18 protein-coding genes are annotated in these 14,700 nt (G+C 44.4%); 2 read left to right on the top strand and 16 right to left on the bottom strand.

Annotated features, from left to right (window positions below):
- Window positions 1–29: 29 nt before the first annotated feature.
- The 9 genes from R7Q09_RS03440 to htpX all read right to left on the bottom strand — a co-directional run bounded on the left by R7Q09_RS03440 (window position 30) and on the right by htpX (window position 7,248).
- Window positions 30–563, bottom strand: a complete 534-nt coding sequence (locus tag R7Q09_RS03440) for a DUF3833 domain-containing protein (RefSeq protein ID WP_137281853.1) — start codon at window positions 561–563, stop codon at window positions 30–32.
- A complete protein-coding gene (locus R7Q09_RS03435; RefSeq protein ID WP_017821712.1) occupies window positions 563–1,156 on the bottom strand; it encodes a chalcone isomerase family protein in 594 nt (197 codons plus the stop codon). The genes R7Q09_RS03440 and R7Q09_RS03435 overlap by 1 nt, the downstream gene beginning before the upstream one ends.
- Entirely contained in the window at window positions 1,116–1,628 is a 513-nt protein-coding gene (locus R7Q09_RS03430; RefSeq protein ID WP_318070509.1) for a DUF2878 domain-containing protein, read from the bottom strand. The genes R7Q09_RS03435 and R7Q09_RS03430 overlap by 41 nt, the downstream gene beginning before the upstream one ends.
- A gap of 6 nt (window positions 1,629–1,634) precedes the next feature.
- A complete protein-coding gene (locus R7Q09_RS03425; RefSeq protein WP_005388080.1) occupies window positions 1,635–2,891 on the bottom strand; it encodes an SAM-dependent methyltransferase in 1,257 nt (418 codons plus the stop codon).
- Window positions 2,885–3,703, bottom strand: coding sequence for a DUF1365 domain-containing protein (locus R7Q09_RS03420; RefSeq protein WP_025766884.1), 819 nt, complete (start codon window positions 3,701–3,703; stop codon window positions 2,885–2,887). Before R7Q09_RS03420 ends, R7Q09_RS03425 begins: the two co-directional genes overlap by 7 nt.
- Before the next feature lies 1 nt (window position 3,704).
- Entirely contained in the window at window positions 3,705–5,015 is a 1,311-nt protein-coding gene (locus R7Q09_RS03415; RefSeq protein ID WP_318070508.1) for an NAD(P)/FAD-dependent oxidoreductase, read from the bottom strand.
- A 12-nt stretch (window positions 5,016–5,027) separates the two neighbouring features.
- Window positions 5,028–5,753 (bottom strand): SDR family oxidoreductase, encoded by a 726-nt coding sequence (locus R7Q09_RS03410; protein WP_054577961.1) that lies wholly within the window; start codon window positions 5,751–5,753, stop codon window positions 5,028–5,030.
- Window positions 5,750–6,169 carry a nuclear transport factor 2 family protein gene (locus R7Q09_RS03405; protein ID WP_005378211.1) on the bottom strand — a complete coding sequence of 140 codons (420 nt, stop codon included), beginning with the start codon at window positions 6,167–6,169 and terminating at the stop codon, window positions 5,750–5,752. Before R7Q09_RS03405 ends, R7Q09_RS03410 begins: the two co-directional genes overlap by 4 nt.
- Window positions 6,170–6,378: 209 nt before the next feature.
- On the bottom strand, window positions 6,379–7,248 hold the full coding sequence (gene htpX / locus R7Q09_RS03400; RefSeq protein WP_005388085.1) for a protease HtpX: 870 nt from the start codon (window positions 7,246–7,248) through the stop codon (window positions 6,379–6,381).
- 509 nt (window positions 7,249–7,757) lie between these two features.
- On the opposite strand from htpX, the gene R7Q09_RS03395 reads away from it, so the two are divergent.
- Window positions 7,758–7,925 (top strand): hypothetical protein, encoded by a 168-nt coding sequence (locus R7Q09_RS03395; protein ID WP_005378215.1) that lies wholly within the window; start codon window positions 7,758–7,760, stop codon window positions 7,923–7,925.
- An 82-nt stretch (window positions 7,926–8,007) separates the two neighbouring features.
- Here R7Q09_RS03395 and bioD read toward each other — a convergent pair whose 3' ends face one another.
- Genes bioD through bioB form a run of 4 tightly spaced genes read right to left on the bottom strand, consistent with a single transcriptional unit; the run spans window position 8,008 to window position 11,702 of the window.
- The gene (gene bioD / locus R7Q09_RS03390; protein WP_005378217.1) at window positions 8,008–8,694 is read right to left on the bottom strand and encodes a dethiobiotin synthase; all 687 of its coding nucleotides are present in this window, start codon (window positions 8,692–8,694) and stop codon (window positions 8,008–8,010) included.
- On the bottom strand, window positions 8,691–9,512 hold the full coding sequence (gene bioC / locus R7Q09_RS03385) for a malonyl-ACP O-methyltransferase BioC (protein ID WP_005388087.1): 822 nt from the start codon (window positions 9,510–9,512) through the stop codon (window positions 8,691–8,693). The genes bioD and bioC overlap by 4 nt, the downstream gene beginning before the upstream one ends.
- Window positions 9,512–10,663 carry an 8-amino-7-oxononanoate synthase gene (bioF, locus tag R7Q09_RS03380; RefSeq protein ID WP_318070507.1) on the bottom strand — a complete coding sequence of 384 codons (1,152 nt, stop codon included), beginning with the start codon at window positions 10,661–10,663 and terminating at the stop codon, window positions 9,512–9,514. Before bioF ends, bioC begins: the two co-directional genes overlap by 1 nt.
- The gene (gene bioB, locus R7Q09_RS03375) at window positions 10,650–11,702 is read right to left on the bottom strand and encodes a biotin synthase BioB (protein ID WP_005378222.1); all 1,053 of its coding nucleotides are present in this window, start codon (window positions 11,700–11,702) and stop codon (window positions 10,650–10,652) included. The genes bioF and bioB overlap by 14 nt, the downstream gene beginning before the upstream one ends.
- 130 nt (window positions 11,703–11,832) lie before the next feature.
- Here bioB and bioA point away from each other — a divergent pair, with 130 nt between their 5' ends.
- Entirely contained in the window at window positions 11,833–13,113 is a 1,281-nt protein-coding gene (gene bioA, locus R7Q09_RS03370) for an adenosylmethionine--8-amino-7-oxononanoate transaminase (protein ID WP_171344574.1), read from the top strand.
- 69 nt (window positions 13,114–13,182) lie between these two features.
- Here bioA and R7Q09_RS03365 read toward each other — a convergent pair whose 3' ends face one another.
- The 3 genes from R7Q09_RS03365 to R7Q09_RS03355 form a co-directional block, all read right to left on the bottom strand.
- Complete coding sequence (locus R7Q09_RS03365; protein WP_005437185.1) at window positions 13,183–13,449, bottom strand: DksA/TraR family C4-type zinc finger protein; 267 nt, start codon at window positions 13,447–13,449, stop codon at window positions 13,183–13,185.
- Window positions 13,450–13,586: 137 nt separating this feature from the next.
- Window positions 13,587–14,027 (bottom strand): hypothetical protein, encoded by a 441-nt coding sequence (locus R7Q09_RS03360; protein ID WP_318070506.1) that lies wholly within the window; start codon window positions 14,025–14,027, stop codon window positions 13,587–13,589.
- Window positions 14,021–14,593 carry an ATPase gene (locus R7Q09_RS03355; protein ID WP_225455367.1) on the bottom strand — a complete coding sequence of 191 codons (573 nt, stop codon included), beginning with the start codon at window positions 14,591–14,593 and terminating at the stop codon, window positions 14,021–14,023. The genes R7Q09_RS03360 and R7Q09_RS03355 overlap by 7 nt, the downstream gene beginning before the upstream one ends.
- Window positions 14,594–14,700 lie beyond the last annotated feature (107 nt).

The raw sequence follows: 14,700 nt of genomic DNA, 5'->3' as shown, positions 1-14,700 counted from the left end.
GATTATTAATTGAAGATCAGCCCCATTTGTTATGGCTGCTTTTGGAAGAACAAGGTTATTGTTCCTACTTCCACACCAAACTTTTTTATTTTCGTTAGATTGAAAACGTGTCTGTCATCCTGACGATAAAGCCAATCATCAAAAGCAACTGTCACTGATGAATCCTCCATTTGTAGCTCAAAGTCATATTGCCACTGTAGCGCATTGCCCTGCTCTTCCCCTGTTGCTACACCTATAATATCGTCTGCCTTACCTTCATAACGACCGTCTTCTAATCTAGTGATAACCCAAATTCGCTGGTCCACCTCTCCGTCATCAAACACGAAGTCTTCCACCAGCGTCAGCGTATCACCCGCTACAGTACCCACTATATCGACCTCAAAGCGACGCGTTTGCTGTCCGGTATAATCTTGCACCATCCCCCACGCCTTTATGTCGCCTTCGAAATAACCGAATACGTCAAAAGTCGGTGTAGAAGAGCGGTAATTATCAATGTCTGCGGAACATGCCGAAAGAAAAACAGCTGCCACTAAAGTCGCTGCTTTAAAAATTCGCTTAAACACTATCTAACCTGCCCTATCAATTGTTTTCGGAGTTTCGGAAATTCTGTGTTGGGTGATAACCATATAGCCAAAAATGCATCGTTCATTCGTTCGTCTTCAATGATGCCAACGTTCTTTACTTGCACGTCCCCAACCTGCTTATAAAACAGCTGACCAGATTTTCCATCTGTTAGATAAGTAAGCTCGTCACCTTTTTGAATATCAGGAAACATACGATCGAGCTCGCTGATCCAAGCTTTTCGATATGAGTCCGTAAAACCCAATTTCGCCCACTGCTCATCCGTCACATCAAGCAGCTGTTGCTTACTGATGTCTCTCTTGTAATTAATTTCCAACGCAAGGGGATGTGGCGATACGTCATCGCTTACGATGAACTTTCCATCAGGCGCTTTTAATCTTGAGTGATAAATATCGAAGATGAACCAAGTAAGTTGGGCTTCTCCAACAGTTTTCCATCCCTTCCAATTCGCAATGTTGCTGGCAGCTTCGCTATTTCCAACAGGTTGAGCTTGCAGAGCAAAAGAGCCAGTTACTATTACCAACGCAAGCAGCCTAGTCAGTCTCTGAGTTAAGTCTCTCTTCAAGCTTTTCATTTCCGTACACCTTGAGTATCAAGAGCATCATGACGCACCATTCGACAAACAACATTGACAGTGTAGCGCCAGTGCTAAATCCAAATTCAACGGCTTGGAGCTTATAGCCAGCAAAGTAGCTCGCTGTTCCTCCGATACCGCCTACTATTGATACGTAGGTTTTTGGGAAACGGTACAAAATTGACTTGAGTTGATAGGCATACCAGGCGAACAGAATCCAAAGGCACAAAAGCCAAAGGGGTAACCATTGAGTGGCAAACATGAAAATTGAAAATTGCTGATTTAATGTATCAAGCACGAGACCAATCGTGGCGATAACACCAATACTTTTGAGCGAAGATGCGTCAGTTTTCAAACAATATAGTAGGGTTGCCAAAGTAAGGAATAACGTCACCCATTGCCATTGATAGGTTCCAAGCACCGCTGCAAACCAGCAGAGTTGGAACCATGTCGAAGCAAGAAACACCTTCATAACGAACTACGGGCGTTGAAACGTCATGTGAACGGCACTGATCGTGCGAGCCAAAAAGCCACCTTCACAGTAGCTCAAATAGTAGCGCCACATACGCACAAAGCGGTCGTCGTAGCCAAATGAGCGCACTTCACCCTCTGCTCGATTAAAACGTAGGTGCCATTCATTCAGCGTCTTAGCGTAGTCCAAACCAATATCGAACAAGTCTCGCGTCACTAAGTCACTGTATTTTGTTGTGGCTTGGGTTAGTGAGGTTACCGACGGTAAAAAACCACCCGGGAAAATGTACTTTTGGATAAAGTCGACGTTGTTACTGTAGTAATCGTAACGCTGATCGGCAATCGTAATCGCTTGAATCGCCATCAAGCCACCGGACTTTAATAAAGACTCACAGACCTTAATGTACGAAGGCAGGAATTGTTTGCCCACAGCTTCAATCATTTCAATAGAAACGAGCTTGTCATAAGTTCCGGTTAGGTTTCGGTAATCTTCTTTGAGTAGAGTGATTTTGTCTTCTAAGCCACGCTCTTTGATTTTTTGCTCCGCGTACGCGTGTTGCTCTTCAGATATCGTTGTTGTGGTGACCTGACAACCGTATTGTTCTGCCATGTAAATCGCCATAGCGCCCCACCCAGTGCCAATTTCAACAACATGATCAGTGGGCTTCAGCTCAAGTTGCTGACATAGACGATCCATTTTGTTGATTTGAGCCTGCTCTAGAGAGTCATCCGCATGATTGTAAAGCGCCGACGAGTACAGCATATTGGTGTCAAGGAACGCTTCGTATAGGTTGTTACCCAAGTCGTAATGCGCATGGATATTTTTACGTGAGTTCTCTTCAGAGTTTCTGTTTGACCAATGACTGAACTTGTACAGTATTTTAGTCAACCAACTGCCTTGCTCTTCGAGTTTATCTAGAGCACGCATGTTAAGGGCCATCAGTTTCATTAATGAGGTTAAATCGGGGCTATCCCACCACCCATCCATATAAGCCTCACCAGCAGCAATACTGCCGCCCTGCAAGATCCGTGAATAAAAGCCTGGATGTTTTACCTCTATAGTAGCGACAACAGGTTGACCACTGTACTCCCCATTTGGCGCACTAAAACGCTCGCTTCGCTCTGTCGTTTCCGTCTTAAAACTTTCAATAACTGTTAAGCAGCCGATTTCCATTTTTTGCAGACATTGAAAAATAACTCCGCGAGCCGCTTTTTGCGTTGTCGTCAATTTACGCGGCAATGTCATAGAACTAGTATTTAACATGCAGAATTCTCCTTGTGCTTTTTATTTTTTTTGTCTGTTTTTTCAGTATCGGCTTCTATTTCTTCATGCGTTGAATATTTAGGATGAGAATAAAAAGGTGCGCCTTTCACCCAAAGTTTTAATGCGTGCCAATAAATACCAACCATTACTTTTACCGTTTGTATTGGTGTAACGATCAAACACCTCAATAAGGTTTTGCTTGAAAGTGGCTTGGCTTTCATAACCATGGTGGCATCAAAGTGTTTCTCTCCTTTGTGACATTCAAGATGAATATTCAACTTGTCTGTCAAAGGTTTAATTCTCCAGCGGTAGAGTTGGTCAATCGGGTTGAATGGTGAAACATGGAATGCTTTAACTTGTTCCCAACCAAACTTTTCTTCTTCTTTATCTGCTGACACCACGTAGTAATGTCGTTCATTCCAAGGAGTGTTACTCACCTCTGCGAGGAGATACTTCCATTCTCCTTCCGCGTTATAAACGTAGTAGAAATTAACGGGACTGAAATAAAGTCCTAGATAACGCAAGTGACAGACTGCGATTACCTTGCCGGTACAGCGAACACCTGTCAGTTCTTCAATTTTGCTGTGCACTGCCGACTTGACGCTACCTTCACCAATGTAATCACTGCGCTTGAAGCGAGCCCAATGCCACCAACGCGAACCAAAACCCCATACTTTTTTCTCTAAAGCATCGATCTCGTCTACATCAATGGCGGGCATAAATAAAGAGTAGTTCAACTCATGATTCACCGGCGTGAATCGACGGTGACGAACGTTGCCTATAAACAATCGGCTGTTCATTTGGCTATCCATATCACGCTGCGCCTTTTTCGAAAGGAACCACATTTTGTTCGCGGTACTTTTCTTCTAGTTCTTTCACAACATCAAGCGCGCTACGCACGCCATCTTCATGAAAACCGTTGTACCAATAAGCGCCGCAGAACCAGGTACTTTGTTTACCCTGTATCTCATTTTTGCGCTGCTGCGCTGCAATAGACTCAGTGGTGAATACTGGATGATGATAAGTGAACGAACGCAAGACTTTATTTGAGTTAATTTGCTCAGTACTATTCAACGTTACACAAAACGTGTGTTCTGATTGAATATGCTGAAGAATGTTCATGTTATAAGTGAGCGAAGGGAGGCGTTGCTGTTGCTCTTCACTGCCTTCCAATAGGTAGTTCCATGATGCCCATGCTGCCTTACGTTTTGGTAGTACGGCAGAGTCGGTATGAAGAACAACTTCATTTGCTTGGTATGTCATATCCCCCAAGATTTCCTGCTCAATTGGGCTGATATCCTCTAGCATTCTCATTGCTTGATCACTGTGACAAGCAAAGATAACGTCATCAAACCAATGCGTTTCTCCGCGAACTTGAACGCCAACCCCTTTTTCGTTGCGAACCACTTTTTCGACAGGACTATTAAGACGAATATTCTCGGCAAAGCCTTTGGTCAATGGTGGAATGTATGAACGTGAACCACCTTTAATCACATACCATTGTGGTCGGTTAGTCACATCTAGCAGACCGTGGTTGAGGAAGAAACGTAAGAAGAACATAAGAGGGAATTCGCGCATGTCAGCTAAAGTCGACGACCAAATCGCAGCACCCATCGGTAATATGTAGTTATCGGTAAAAAAAGCACTGAATTTGTGTTCGTCAAGGAACTCACCTAACGTCTGAGAGTGCGAAGATTGCTCGCTAGCGAAGCGCTTGGCAAGTTTATTGAAACGAAGTATCTCGAAGATAAATCGATAAAATTTAGGGTTTGCCCAGTTACGTTTTTGAGCAAACAATGTCGATACTGTGTGGCCGTTGTACTCTAGTCCGTTCCCATCGTTTCTGACACTGAAGCTCATTTGAGTCGGCAGACCTTCAACGCCAATCTCGCTCATCATTTTAATGAAATTAGGGTACGTACGATCGTTATAGACGATGAACCCAGTGTCTATCGCGTATTCTCTACCATCAAGGCTCACATCAACGGTTGCAGTATGGCCACCGATGTAATCGTTCGCTTCAAAAAGCGTTACATCATGTTCTTTATGCAAGTAATAACCACAAGTAAGGCCAGAGATTCCCGTTCCCACAATCGCTATCTTCTTTCTTCCTGCTGTTTTCATTTTTATTCCTTCTTATGATACGAGTTTAGCAGTTAGGCGAGCTTGCCAACTGTATGGAAGTAACGAGATAAAACGTAAAATACTGGTAAATCTCGCTGGGAAATAGATATAGGTCTTGTTGGCGGCTAACTGCTTCCTGATAGAGTCCGACGCTTGCTGAGTAGAAATGATCATTGGCATTTCAAAGTCGTTTTTGTCAGTCAACGGCGTTTCAACAAAACCAGGAAACACCGTTACCACTTTGATCCCTTTCTTTTTCAAGTCGACGGCGAGCGTGCGTGCAAAATAACTGACTGCCGCTTTGGATGCGCCGTAAGCTTCTGCACGAGGCAGTGCCACTTCTGATGCGATAGAGCCAACAATAACAATGCGGTGCCCTCTCTCTAAATGTACTTGGCAGCCTTCAACGCAGTTGGCAACACCGACAACATTTACGTTCATCACACGCGCCATGAGTTTCGCGTCGACCACTCCCTCATCCATGTACTCACAATCGCCTGCGTTAAAAACCCATGTGTTTGGCGTAAAGGGCAAATTAGAGAGCGCCTGCTGAGTTTCCTCATAATTTGTCACATCAAACTGCAATGTATGAATTTTGGAAGAAACTGCCTCCAGTTCTGCAAGAACATCTTGATTCCGACCACAAGCAATCACATTCCATTCTGAGGTCGCGTAATCTAGGGCAAGCTGTCTTCCTATTCCGGAGGTGGCGCCTGTGATTAAAATGGTGTTGTTCATTGTCCTAACCTCTGCTTGATGGTTTTAACGACTGAACCAAGTAATGGTAAATGCTCATAGAGCATCTCTCCGAGATCAAAATAGTCTCGGTGATAAATGACCTGACCTTCGCTAAATTTGAGGTGCGAAACACCATTGACGAGAATAGGCGCACCCTTCTGAAGTTTGGGATGCTGAAGGTCCATTGTCCAAGTTAGGAAGCCTGTATCTCCGACTTGTTGATGCTCATGGATTACAAAATCACAACTGATGACGTTGGCATATAATGAGGTGAAATAATCCGAAAGTGCTGGCCATCCTTCTAAACGATGCGCTGCGTCCTCAAATACTACATCTTGGTGATATATATCCTTAAGCAGATGTAAGTTCGCTTTGTTGAGCTTTTGATAGATATTGCCAACAGACTGTATGTCCATTTTTTACTCCTACACGCCCATTAAGTTGTACAAAATTATTATATGTACAAAATAGTTCATTCCTCCAAAGTTGTACAAAAATAATTTTGTATAACTTTATTTCTGTAAGTAGTACGTGATGAAGTTCGCACGCGATCAATCGGCGAAAAAAAAGGCTTGGTCAAAACCAAGCCTTTTCAGCAGATTAACAATTATTTAAGTAGGAACAATTAGTATTGCTGGCCTCGCAACGCTGCAATACGTTTATCTAGCGGAGGGTGGCTCATTAGTAGCTCAGTCAGCGACTGCTTGCCATTGATACCAAACGCCATCATGGTGCCATCCAGTTGAGATTCATGACTCACCTTCAAACGCTCTAGAGCCGCAATCATTTTTTCTTTGCCAACGAGGCGCGCAGCACCTGCGTCCGCGTGGAATTCGCGATGACGGCTGTACCACATAGTCAAGAAGCTAGCTAGGAAACCAAATACCAGTTCAAGCACCATGGATACGCCAAAGTAAACCATCATATTTGTACCTTGGCCTTCTTCATCATCGTTCGATGCCACGATATTGGCAATAAAGCGTGATAGGAAGATAACAAACGTGTTCACGACACCTTGCATCAACGTCATCGTGACCATATCACCATTTGCAATATGGCTCACTTCGTGTGCAAGTACTGCCTCTGCCTCATCACGAGTCATATTGTGTAAAAGACCAGTAGAAACTGCGACAAGAGAGTCATCTCGTTTTGCACCTGTCGCAAATGCATTGATATCTGGTGAATCATAAATAGCCACCGTTGGCATACCAATACCCACTTGTTGAGCTTGACGACCCACAGTTTCGACTAACCAATGCTCCGTTTCGTTGCGCGGGCTTTCAATGACCATACCACCAACCGAGCGTAGCGCCATACCCTTTGACATCATCAACGAAATAAATGCGCCACCAAAACCAAATACAGCAGCCATTACAAGTAAACCTGACAGACTGCCTGGTTGCATTCCAGTTACAGCGTAAACAATATTCAGAACAACACTAAGCACTAGCACGACAGCTAGGTTAGTTGCTAGGAATAACATAATTCGCTTCATTACTTTTCTCCGAGGAAGCTTATCGTTTTTTTAAAACGGATTGTTATAAGGAACAAATGGTAATCGCTATAAAAGCCAATTCCGTTGATTTTCATGTTCCGTGCGTTATAGATATAGTCTATCCGCGATAAAAACAAGGTTAAGCAATAAATTGCAACATTTGTTTTCGGGACTGAAATATTTGATTCAAGCGATTTCAAAACATGCTTTGGTAGGAGCTGGAACCTCCGTTCATATACATTTATCAAAATGATAAAATAAGCTCTGAGCTACCCATCATCTATTGATAGATGATCTTGGTGTTAAATCTATCACCTCTTAGCAACTTAGCTAGAAATTTTTTAATAGACCAAAAACAGTACGTTAGCTCTGCTATAGACTTTGGTCTTATTGTGCGGCTACATGGACATGCTAAATTCAAATGAGATGAACAAAACAGAGCCACTCTAAGTACATTGCAAAAAGTGCATTGGGTGAGCTCAAAAACTCCATGTATTGAGGGAAAAACCATGGTAGAAACTAACGACTATCAAATGGCTATTGATTTACTACGTTGTCACCTAGGCATCTCAGAGGACGAGGCAAAGCAACAACTTGGTATTTCAACCGATCATCATATGTCTCAGCGTGTTGCAGAAACACAACAAGCATTGATGGGGCTCAGCCAAGATAAGTAATCTGACTTTTTAGGTTACACCAACAAGAAAGGGCTGCATTGCGCAGCCCTTTGGGTTTTTTAGTCTTTTATCCTAAACACCATTAGTCAGTGTTTAGCAACGGCTCTACATTAATGTACTTGCCTAGCTCTTTGCGTTTAGCACTTGGAATATATGGAATTTCCCCAAGCTTAGGTGCATCGATACGTGCTTCTAGCATCTCGATAATGTCAGCGTAGTGCTCTGTGCCTGGGTTGACGCGGTTTGCCACCCAGCCAACAAGATTCAAACCATCCGCTTTAATACTCTCCGCTGTGAGTAAAGCGTGGCTCAAACAGCCTAATTTAATGCCAACCACCAGTACAACAGGTAACTGCTCTTCTTTTACCCATGTAGATAAACAGTCCGTATCGGATACTGGCACACGCCAGCCTCCAGCACCTTCAACGAGAACAACATCGGCTTGCTGCTTATGTTGAGCCAGTTTTTGACTCAGAACATCGTAACTTATTTCGACATGTTCATGCTTCGCTGCAATGTGGGGAGAAGCAGGCAACTCTAAAGCGTATGGGTTCACATCATCATAGGCCACATCGAGTGTTGCGGCGTCTTGTAAGTGTAAAGCATCAGAGTTACGCCATCCCGCTTCAGTCTTGTCACTCCCTGCTGCCACTGGCTTATAACCAATAGTGTTTAGTCCTTTTGCTGCGATCGCTTGCAAAATGGCTTTAGACGCTACCGTCTTTCCAACATCAGTATCCGTACCAGCAATAAAAAAAGCATCAATCATAGATGTATTACTCCAAAACAAACCTGATAACTTGCAGGTAGAAGACCTTGATCGTTTTTAAACGCTTGGTACGCATGCTCAACTTTTAACAAAGTCTCGCGACTAGTTAAACCGTGTGAGCGCCCGCTTACGTGATTTGCACCTATACCTTTGAGGTCACGCATAACTGAAAATGCAGAGTCGTACCAAACTGTGATGGTGGTCAAGTCTAGTTGATGGCTGTCACATCGAGATTGCGCTAACGCAATTTTTACCTGATTGAGCGTTAGAAAGTTATTGACGTGTTGATATGCATCAATTTTTTCCCATGATGCACGCAGCTCATACAGTGATCCATCAACCAGTGTAGAGAACCACGCTTTCCCACCATTTTTTAGCACGCGGCGCACTTCTTTTAGTGGGTAACTTAAATCTGTACACCATTGCAGCGCTAAACTTGAAAACACGTAATCGAAGCTATCATCGTCAAATGGTAAGTTTTCAGCATCAGCAACTTGGTAGTGCATTCGTACTGCACCACAACGCTGCTCTGCTTTATCTAACATGGCTTGAGAGATATCGCCGCAGACTACTTCCGCACCGCGTTGTTGAAGTAGTTGGGAGAAATAACCCGTGCCACAACCTAAATCCAATACACGTTTTCCCGTCAAGTTTTCAGGAAGTTTATCAAGCAGCTGATGCCCGACATCACGTTGAAAAGCCGCATGTTTATCGTATGTTTCTGCTGCTTTACCAAACGAAGAGGCAATCGCGTCTTTATCTTGATGGAAACTCTCTAACGCGAGCGTTTGCGCTAATGCGGTAGTTGCATTATCCATTACAGCGCTCCTAATGCTTGCTTCAATGCGATTGAAAGCGTTTTAACTTGTTCATTAGTGTGATTGGCAGTGAGTGTTATTCGAAGACGAGACGTTCCTTTAGGCACCGTCGGAGGGCGAATAGCAGTCACCCAAATACCGTTTTGGCGACAAGCACCTGCTACTCGCAAAGCCAATTCAGATTCACCAATCAAAAAGGGCTTAATCGAAGTTTGAGTCTCAACAAACCCCTCAAGGCCGCTAAGGCTATCTCGATACACTTCACTAAGCTCAGAGAGCTTTTCACGTCGCCAAGACTGCTCTTGAACCATCGAGACTGCATGAGTCAACGCATACGCTTGTGCTGGCGGTATCGCCGTGGAATACACATGGTGACGAGCAAACTGAGTTAAAAAGTCCCCCGTTGCGTGGTCACATAAAATAGCTGCGCCAGACGTACCAAACGCTTTACCGAAGGTAACGACCAATAACTCAGGCTTAACCGCGGCATGCTCGCAAGAGCCACCACCGGATTGACCAAGAACGCCAATACCATGAGCGTCATCGACAGCAAGCCAAGCATCATGACTGCGAGTGACTTCAGCTATATCGCTGAGCGGCGCACAATCACCGTCCATGCTGAACACCCCTTCAGTCACAACCAGATGGTTGTCTTCGCTATTAATCAGCGATTTCAGGTGCTCGATGTCATTGTGCTTGAAACGCTTCATCTTAGCTGGTGACAACGTCCCCGCTTCCATCAGTGAGGCATGGTTCAAACGGTCTTGGATCAATACGTCTGATTTTTCTAACAAGGTGAACAACAAGGCTTGATTAGCACTGAATCCAGAACCAAACAGAATTGCTCTGTCGTAGCCCAACCATTCAGTTAGTGCGGCTTCTAAATTGCTGTGTGCTGCACTAAAGCCAGTGACCATTGGCGATGCTCCACTGCCACTCCCATATACGCTTAAACCTTGCTGCCATGCACGAACGAGCGCTTGATCATTGGCTAATCCCAAATAATCATTACTTGAGAAATTAATGTAGCGTCTGCCTTCGTGTTCCAAAACGGACTGGTTACCGGCAAACACCACATTCATAGAACGATTCAACCCTTGCGTTTTACGCTTAGCAAGAGCGGACTCGATACGAGATTTAAACGCTGGCATCGTAGAAAAGGTCGTCTTTTGTCGGACGGGCAGCAACGCGCTCTACGACGCGATCGAGTAACTCGTTTTCTTCGATTTCATCAGGCTTTTGAGACACCTCTTGGCTGTTAATGCCGAGCTTATTGAACAGCATCATGTCTTTGTCTTCAGAAGGGTTTGGCGTTGTCAGAAGCTTGCAGCCGTAGAAGACGGAGTTTGCACCCGCCATAAAACACAGCGCTTGCATTTGTTCGTTCATGTTTTCACGGCCAGCGGATAAACGAACGGCTGATTGAGGCATCATGATTCGTGCAATCGCAATCAGGCGAATGAAATCGAATGGCTCAACATCATCCACTTCTTCCAACGGTGTGCCCTTTACCTTCACGAGCATGTTGATTGGTACACTTTCAGGATGAACTGGCAAGTTAGCCAATTCAACCAACAAGCCCGCTCGGTCATTGGCACTTTCACCCATGCCGATGATGCCACCGGAACAGATCTTCATGCCAGCATCACGAACATGAGACAAAGTGTCTAAACGATCTTGGTAAGTACGTGTGGTAATGATGTTGCCGTAAAACTCAGGAGACGTGTCTAGGTTGTGGTTGTAGTAATCAAGACCTGCGGTTGCCAATTGCTTTGCTTGATCTGGCGTCAGCATACCTAATGTCATACACGTTTCTAAACCCATGCCCTTCACGCCTTTGATCATGTCGGTCAAATGCGGCATGTCACGCTCTTTTGGATTTTTCCATGCTGCTCCCATACAGAATCGAGTAGAACCAGCATTTTTGGCTTTTTGCGCAGCATCGAGTACGCGTTCTACTTCCATCAGACGCTCTTTCTCGATGTCTGTGGTGTAACGAGCACTCTGAGGACAGTACTTACAATCTTCTGGACAAGCACCTGTCTTAATCGACAGAAGCGTGCTTACTTGAACATGGTTGGTTTGTTGATATTGACGATGTACAAGCTGCGCTTCGAATAGGAGATCCATGAATGGTTTTTCCATGAGATCGCGCACTTCAGCATGCGTCCAGTTATGACGAACTTCCACGTGTATTCCTTTAGTCACTTTTGTTGTTGTGTTGACAGTCTACTGAGTCTCGATAAACTGTCAACACAACGCAAAAGAACAAAGTTTACATCTGTCTGTTTTTTAATCTCAATTATTATTGGAATCGCACATGGATCTCGCCTTCGACCGCCAGCATATCTGGCATCCTTACACTTCGACATTGACACCTCTGACCTGCTACCCAGTAGCATCGGCAAATGGTGTTCACATTAAATTGGAAGACGGTACTGAGCTGGTCGATGGCATGTCTTCTTGGTGGTCGACGATCCACGGCTACAACCATCCGCATTTAAATCAAGCCGCTCACCAGCAAATCGATCAGGTCTCTCACGTGATGTTTGGCGGGATTACCCACCAGCCAGCAATCAGTTTGTGTAAGAAGCTATTGTCCCTTGCACCAAATAACCTTGAACATGTATTCCTTGCCGATTCAGGCTCCGTTGCCGTAGAAGTCAGCTTAAAAATGGCACTGCAATATTGGCATGCAAAAGGCGAACGCCGACCGAAGTTTCTTACTTTGCGACACGGTTATCACGGCGATACGTTTGCGGCGATGTCGGTTACCGATCCTGACAACTCAATGCACTCTCTCTACAAAGGCTTTTTACCTGAACATATCTTTGCGGAGTCCCCAACTTGTGGTTATTGGGATGAATGGGATCCAGAAGATCTTACTGACTTCGAGCATAAGATTGATACGCACCATCAAGAACTTGCTGCGGTGATCCTAGAACCTATTGTTCAAGGCGCAGGCGGCATGCGCATCTACCATCCAGAATTTCTCAAAGGCGTGCGTAGGTTTTGCGACAAATACGGCTTGTTATTGATTGCAGATGAGATCGCTACCGGATTTGGTCGTACCGGTAAATTGTTTGCCTGCGAACATGCAGACATTCAACCAGACATTCTGTGTGTCGGGAAAGCACTCACTGGCGGCTACATGACCCTCTCTGCGACCCTGGCGAGCAAACACGTAGCAGACACCGTTTGTGGTGGTGATGCAGGCTGTTTTATGCACGGTCCAACCTTTATGGGGAATCCACTCGCCTGTGCTGTTGCCACCGCAAGTTTGGAATTGATTGAACAAGGTAACTGGCAGCAACAAACCCAACAAATTGAAACGCTGTTTTCTGAGTTACTACCAAAACTTGAAGAATACGAGTTGGTGAAGAACACCCGTTGGCTAGGTGCCATTGGCGTAGTGGAGACGTATCGCCCTGTGAATATGGAAACCATCCAAGCCTTGTTTGTTGAACACGGAGTTTGGATTCGTCCATTTGGTAAACTGATTTATATGATGCCGCCGTTCATCAGCAAGCCAGAAGATATTGAAAAGTTAGTGAATGCGATTGATGCTGCGTTACAACGTAAAGACTGCTTCGCTTCATAGTTCAATTCAATACGAAAACGGTTTGAGTATGAGACTCAAACCGTCTCGTTATTTATTAGAGCAGTAAAGCTATCGAAGTTGACTATCTTTACTCGCTCGTCGATTGAACAATGCTTGGCGTTGAGATACCAATTCGATTGTTGACTGACATTCGATACACAAACGAACGCCTTTCATTGCAAGACGACGCGCTTCTGGAATCTCATCACCACACTCATCGCAGTAATGGGCGCTCTCACCCTTTGTGATACTGCCACGAACACGGGAAATCTCGTCGTCTATTGTGTTTTGAATTTGTTGGCTGACGCTATCGTCATTTGCCCACCCTACGGCCATAAGCCCTCCTCGTTACTTGAATGAGAAAATCTACTTACCGTGGTAAGGTGGATGATTATATCGATTACAAATAACAAGATAATTAGGGTAAATAAGAAAACACTATTACGATCTGGTAATAATCACTCTGTAATCGATTATTCGGCACTCTCATGGAAAAGCAATGCAAGGTTACTCATACTCCCTTCCTCGCATTCAAAATACTGCGTTTGCTCAGGATCTATCAAAGTAACACTGAGTATCTTCTCTACCTCATCAAACTCCTCGCTAAAGTACTCACTGACTAATATGACGCGCTCACCAATACTAAATTCCAGTGACTTCTCATCTACCAACGCTCGATGATAATGTTTGACACGATAATCTTGAGGTTTAATCCACAGTAAAACTGGGGTTTGATTCACAATAGACTTATTAAAGATAAGCCCGCCTTTGCCTTGCTCTATCGAAATACTAAAGTTCATAGTTTGGTTTACTGAGCATTCAAAGACTTTCCTAGGCGAGGTGCTAACAACAGCAAATGTGCTCATAATGGCAATACTTACCCCCCAAGTGACCGCCAATCGTTTCATTACCATTCAGCCAACACCTTAAATAGCGACTGTTCAGACATACGGGTTAATACATATCCGTGTGAAGATGAATACGAGCCACTGAGTACACTATTCTCTTTCTCAATAACGATATCCTCGATGCCGTCAGCGTTGTAATCACCTTTTGCTACAATCGTAATGACTTGAAAGCCATCGGTCGCGTCGAAGTACTCTGCTCTCACTTCACTGGAGACATGAGTTCTTTGGATATGGTCTGCTTCATCCCACGTTGATAGTGTCTTTGCTTTCTCAGCACTTTCGTTAGAAATAACAAAAGCAAGCGCACTTGGGGTTAAATTAGGAAAGTTATCGTCTAACTTAAATTTCGATATAAATGAGCGCTTGGAGGCGGTTAACTTTGCCATCTCACTCCATGTTTGACACTGAGTTAAATACGCTTTAAACACGCCGTATTCATAAGCTTTAGCCGCAGTAAAACCCGCAGAGTTTGCAGTAGCTAAGTCTTTGCAATTAGACACCGATTTCGTATCGCCAGACGCATTTGCCAACTCAAGCCCATATCCCCAGTCGAGTGAATTACGCAGCTGCATACTTTCTTCGGATGGTTGTGCTAATTCGCGCGCAAAAAAGCGTTCGGTTCGCTCACTATCTAAGTATTGAGGTTGAATAAGTTCACTTGCGATAACCCTCCCGAAAA

Source organism: Vibrio sp. 2130-1, assembly GCF_033339515.1.
The sequence above is the reverse complement of the archived record's forward strand: the minus strand, read 5'-3'. Positions and strand labels throughout refer to the sequence as shown.

What these genes read in the sequence shown, in the direction of transcription:
- R7Q09_RS03435 (WP_017821712.1), bottom strand. Translation starts at nt 1,156, where the DNA reads ATGAAAAGCTTGAAGAGAGACTTAACTCAGAGACTGACTAGGCTGCTT.
- R7Q09_RS03430 (WP_318070509.1), bottom strand. Translation starts at nt 1,628, where the DNA reads ATGAAGGTGTTTCTTGCTTCGACATGGTTCCAACTCTGCTGGTTTGCA.
- R7Q09_RS03425 (WP_005388080.1), bottom strand. Translation starts at nt 2,891, where the DNA reads ATGTTAAATACTAGTTCTATGACATTGCCGCGTAAATTGACGACAACG.
- R7Q09_RS03420 (WP_025766884.1), bottom strand. Translation starts at nt 3,703, where the DNA reads ATGGATAGCCAAATGAACAGCCGATTGTTTATAGGCAACGTTCGTCAC.
- R7Q09_RS03415 (WP_318070508.1), bottom strand. Translation starts at nt 5,015, where the DNA reads ATGAAAACAGCAGGAAGAAAGAAGATAGCGATTGTGGGAACGGGAATC.
- R7Q09_RS03410 (WP_054577961.1), bottom strand. Translation starts at nt 5,753, where the DNA reads ATGAACAACACCATTTTAATCACAGGCGCCACCTCCGGAATAGGAAGA.
- R7Q09_RS03405 (WP_005378211.1), bottom strand. Translation starts at nt 6,169, where the DNA reads ATGGACATACAGTCTGTTGGCAATATCTATCAAAAGCTCAACAAAGCG.
- htpX (WP_005388085.1), bottom strand. Translation starts at nt 7,248, where the DNA reads ATGAAGCGAATTATGTTATTCCTAGCAACTAACCTAGCTGTCGTGCTA.
- R7Q09_RS03395 (WP_005378215.1), top strand. Translation starts at nt 7,758, where the DNA reads ATGGTAGAAACTAACGACTATCAAATGGCTATTGATTTACTACGTTGT.
- bioD (WP_005378217.1), bottom strand. Translation starts at nt 8,694, where the DNA reads ATGATTGATGCTTTTTTTATTGCTGGTACGGATACTGATGTTGGAAAG.
- bioC (WP_005388087.1), bottom strand. Translation starts at nt 9,512, where the DNA reads ATGGATAATGCAACTACCGCATTAGCGCAAACGCTCGCGTTAGAGAGT.
- bioF (WP_318070507.1), bottom strand. Translation starts at nt 10,663, where the DNA reads ATGCCAGCGTTTAAATCTCGTATCGAGTCCGCTCTTGCTAAGCGTAAA.
- bioA (WP_171344574.1), top strand. Translation starts at nt 11,833, where the DNA reads ATGGATCTCGCCTTCGACCGCCAGCATATCTGGCATCCTTACACTTCG.
- R7Q09_RS03365 (WP_005437185.1), bottom strand. Translation starts at nt 13,449, where the DNA reads ATGGCCGTAGGGTGGGCAAATGACGATAGCGTCAGCCAACAAATTCAA.
- R7Q09_RS03360 (WP_318070506.1), bottom strand. Translation starts at nt 14,027, where the DNA reads ATGGTAATGAAACGATTGGCGGTCACTTGGGGGGTAAGTATTGCCATT.
- R7Q09_RS03355 (WP_225455367.1), bottom strand. Translation starts at nt 14,593, where the DNA reads ATGCAGCTGCGTAATTCACTCGACTGGGGATATGGGCTTGAGTTGGCA.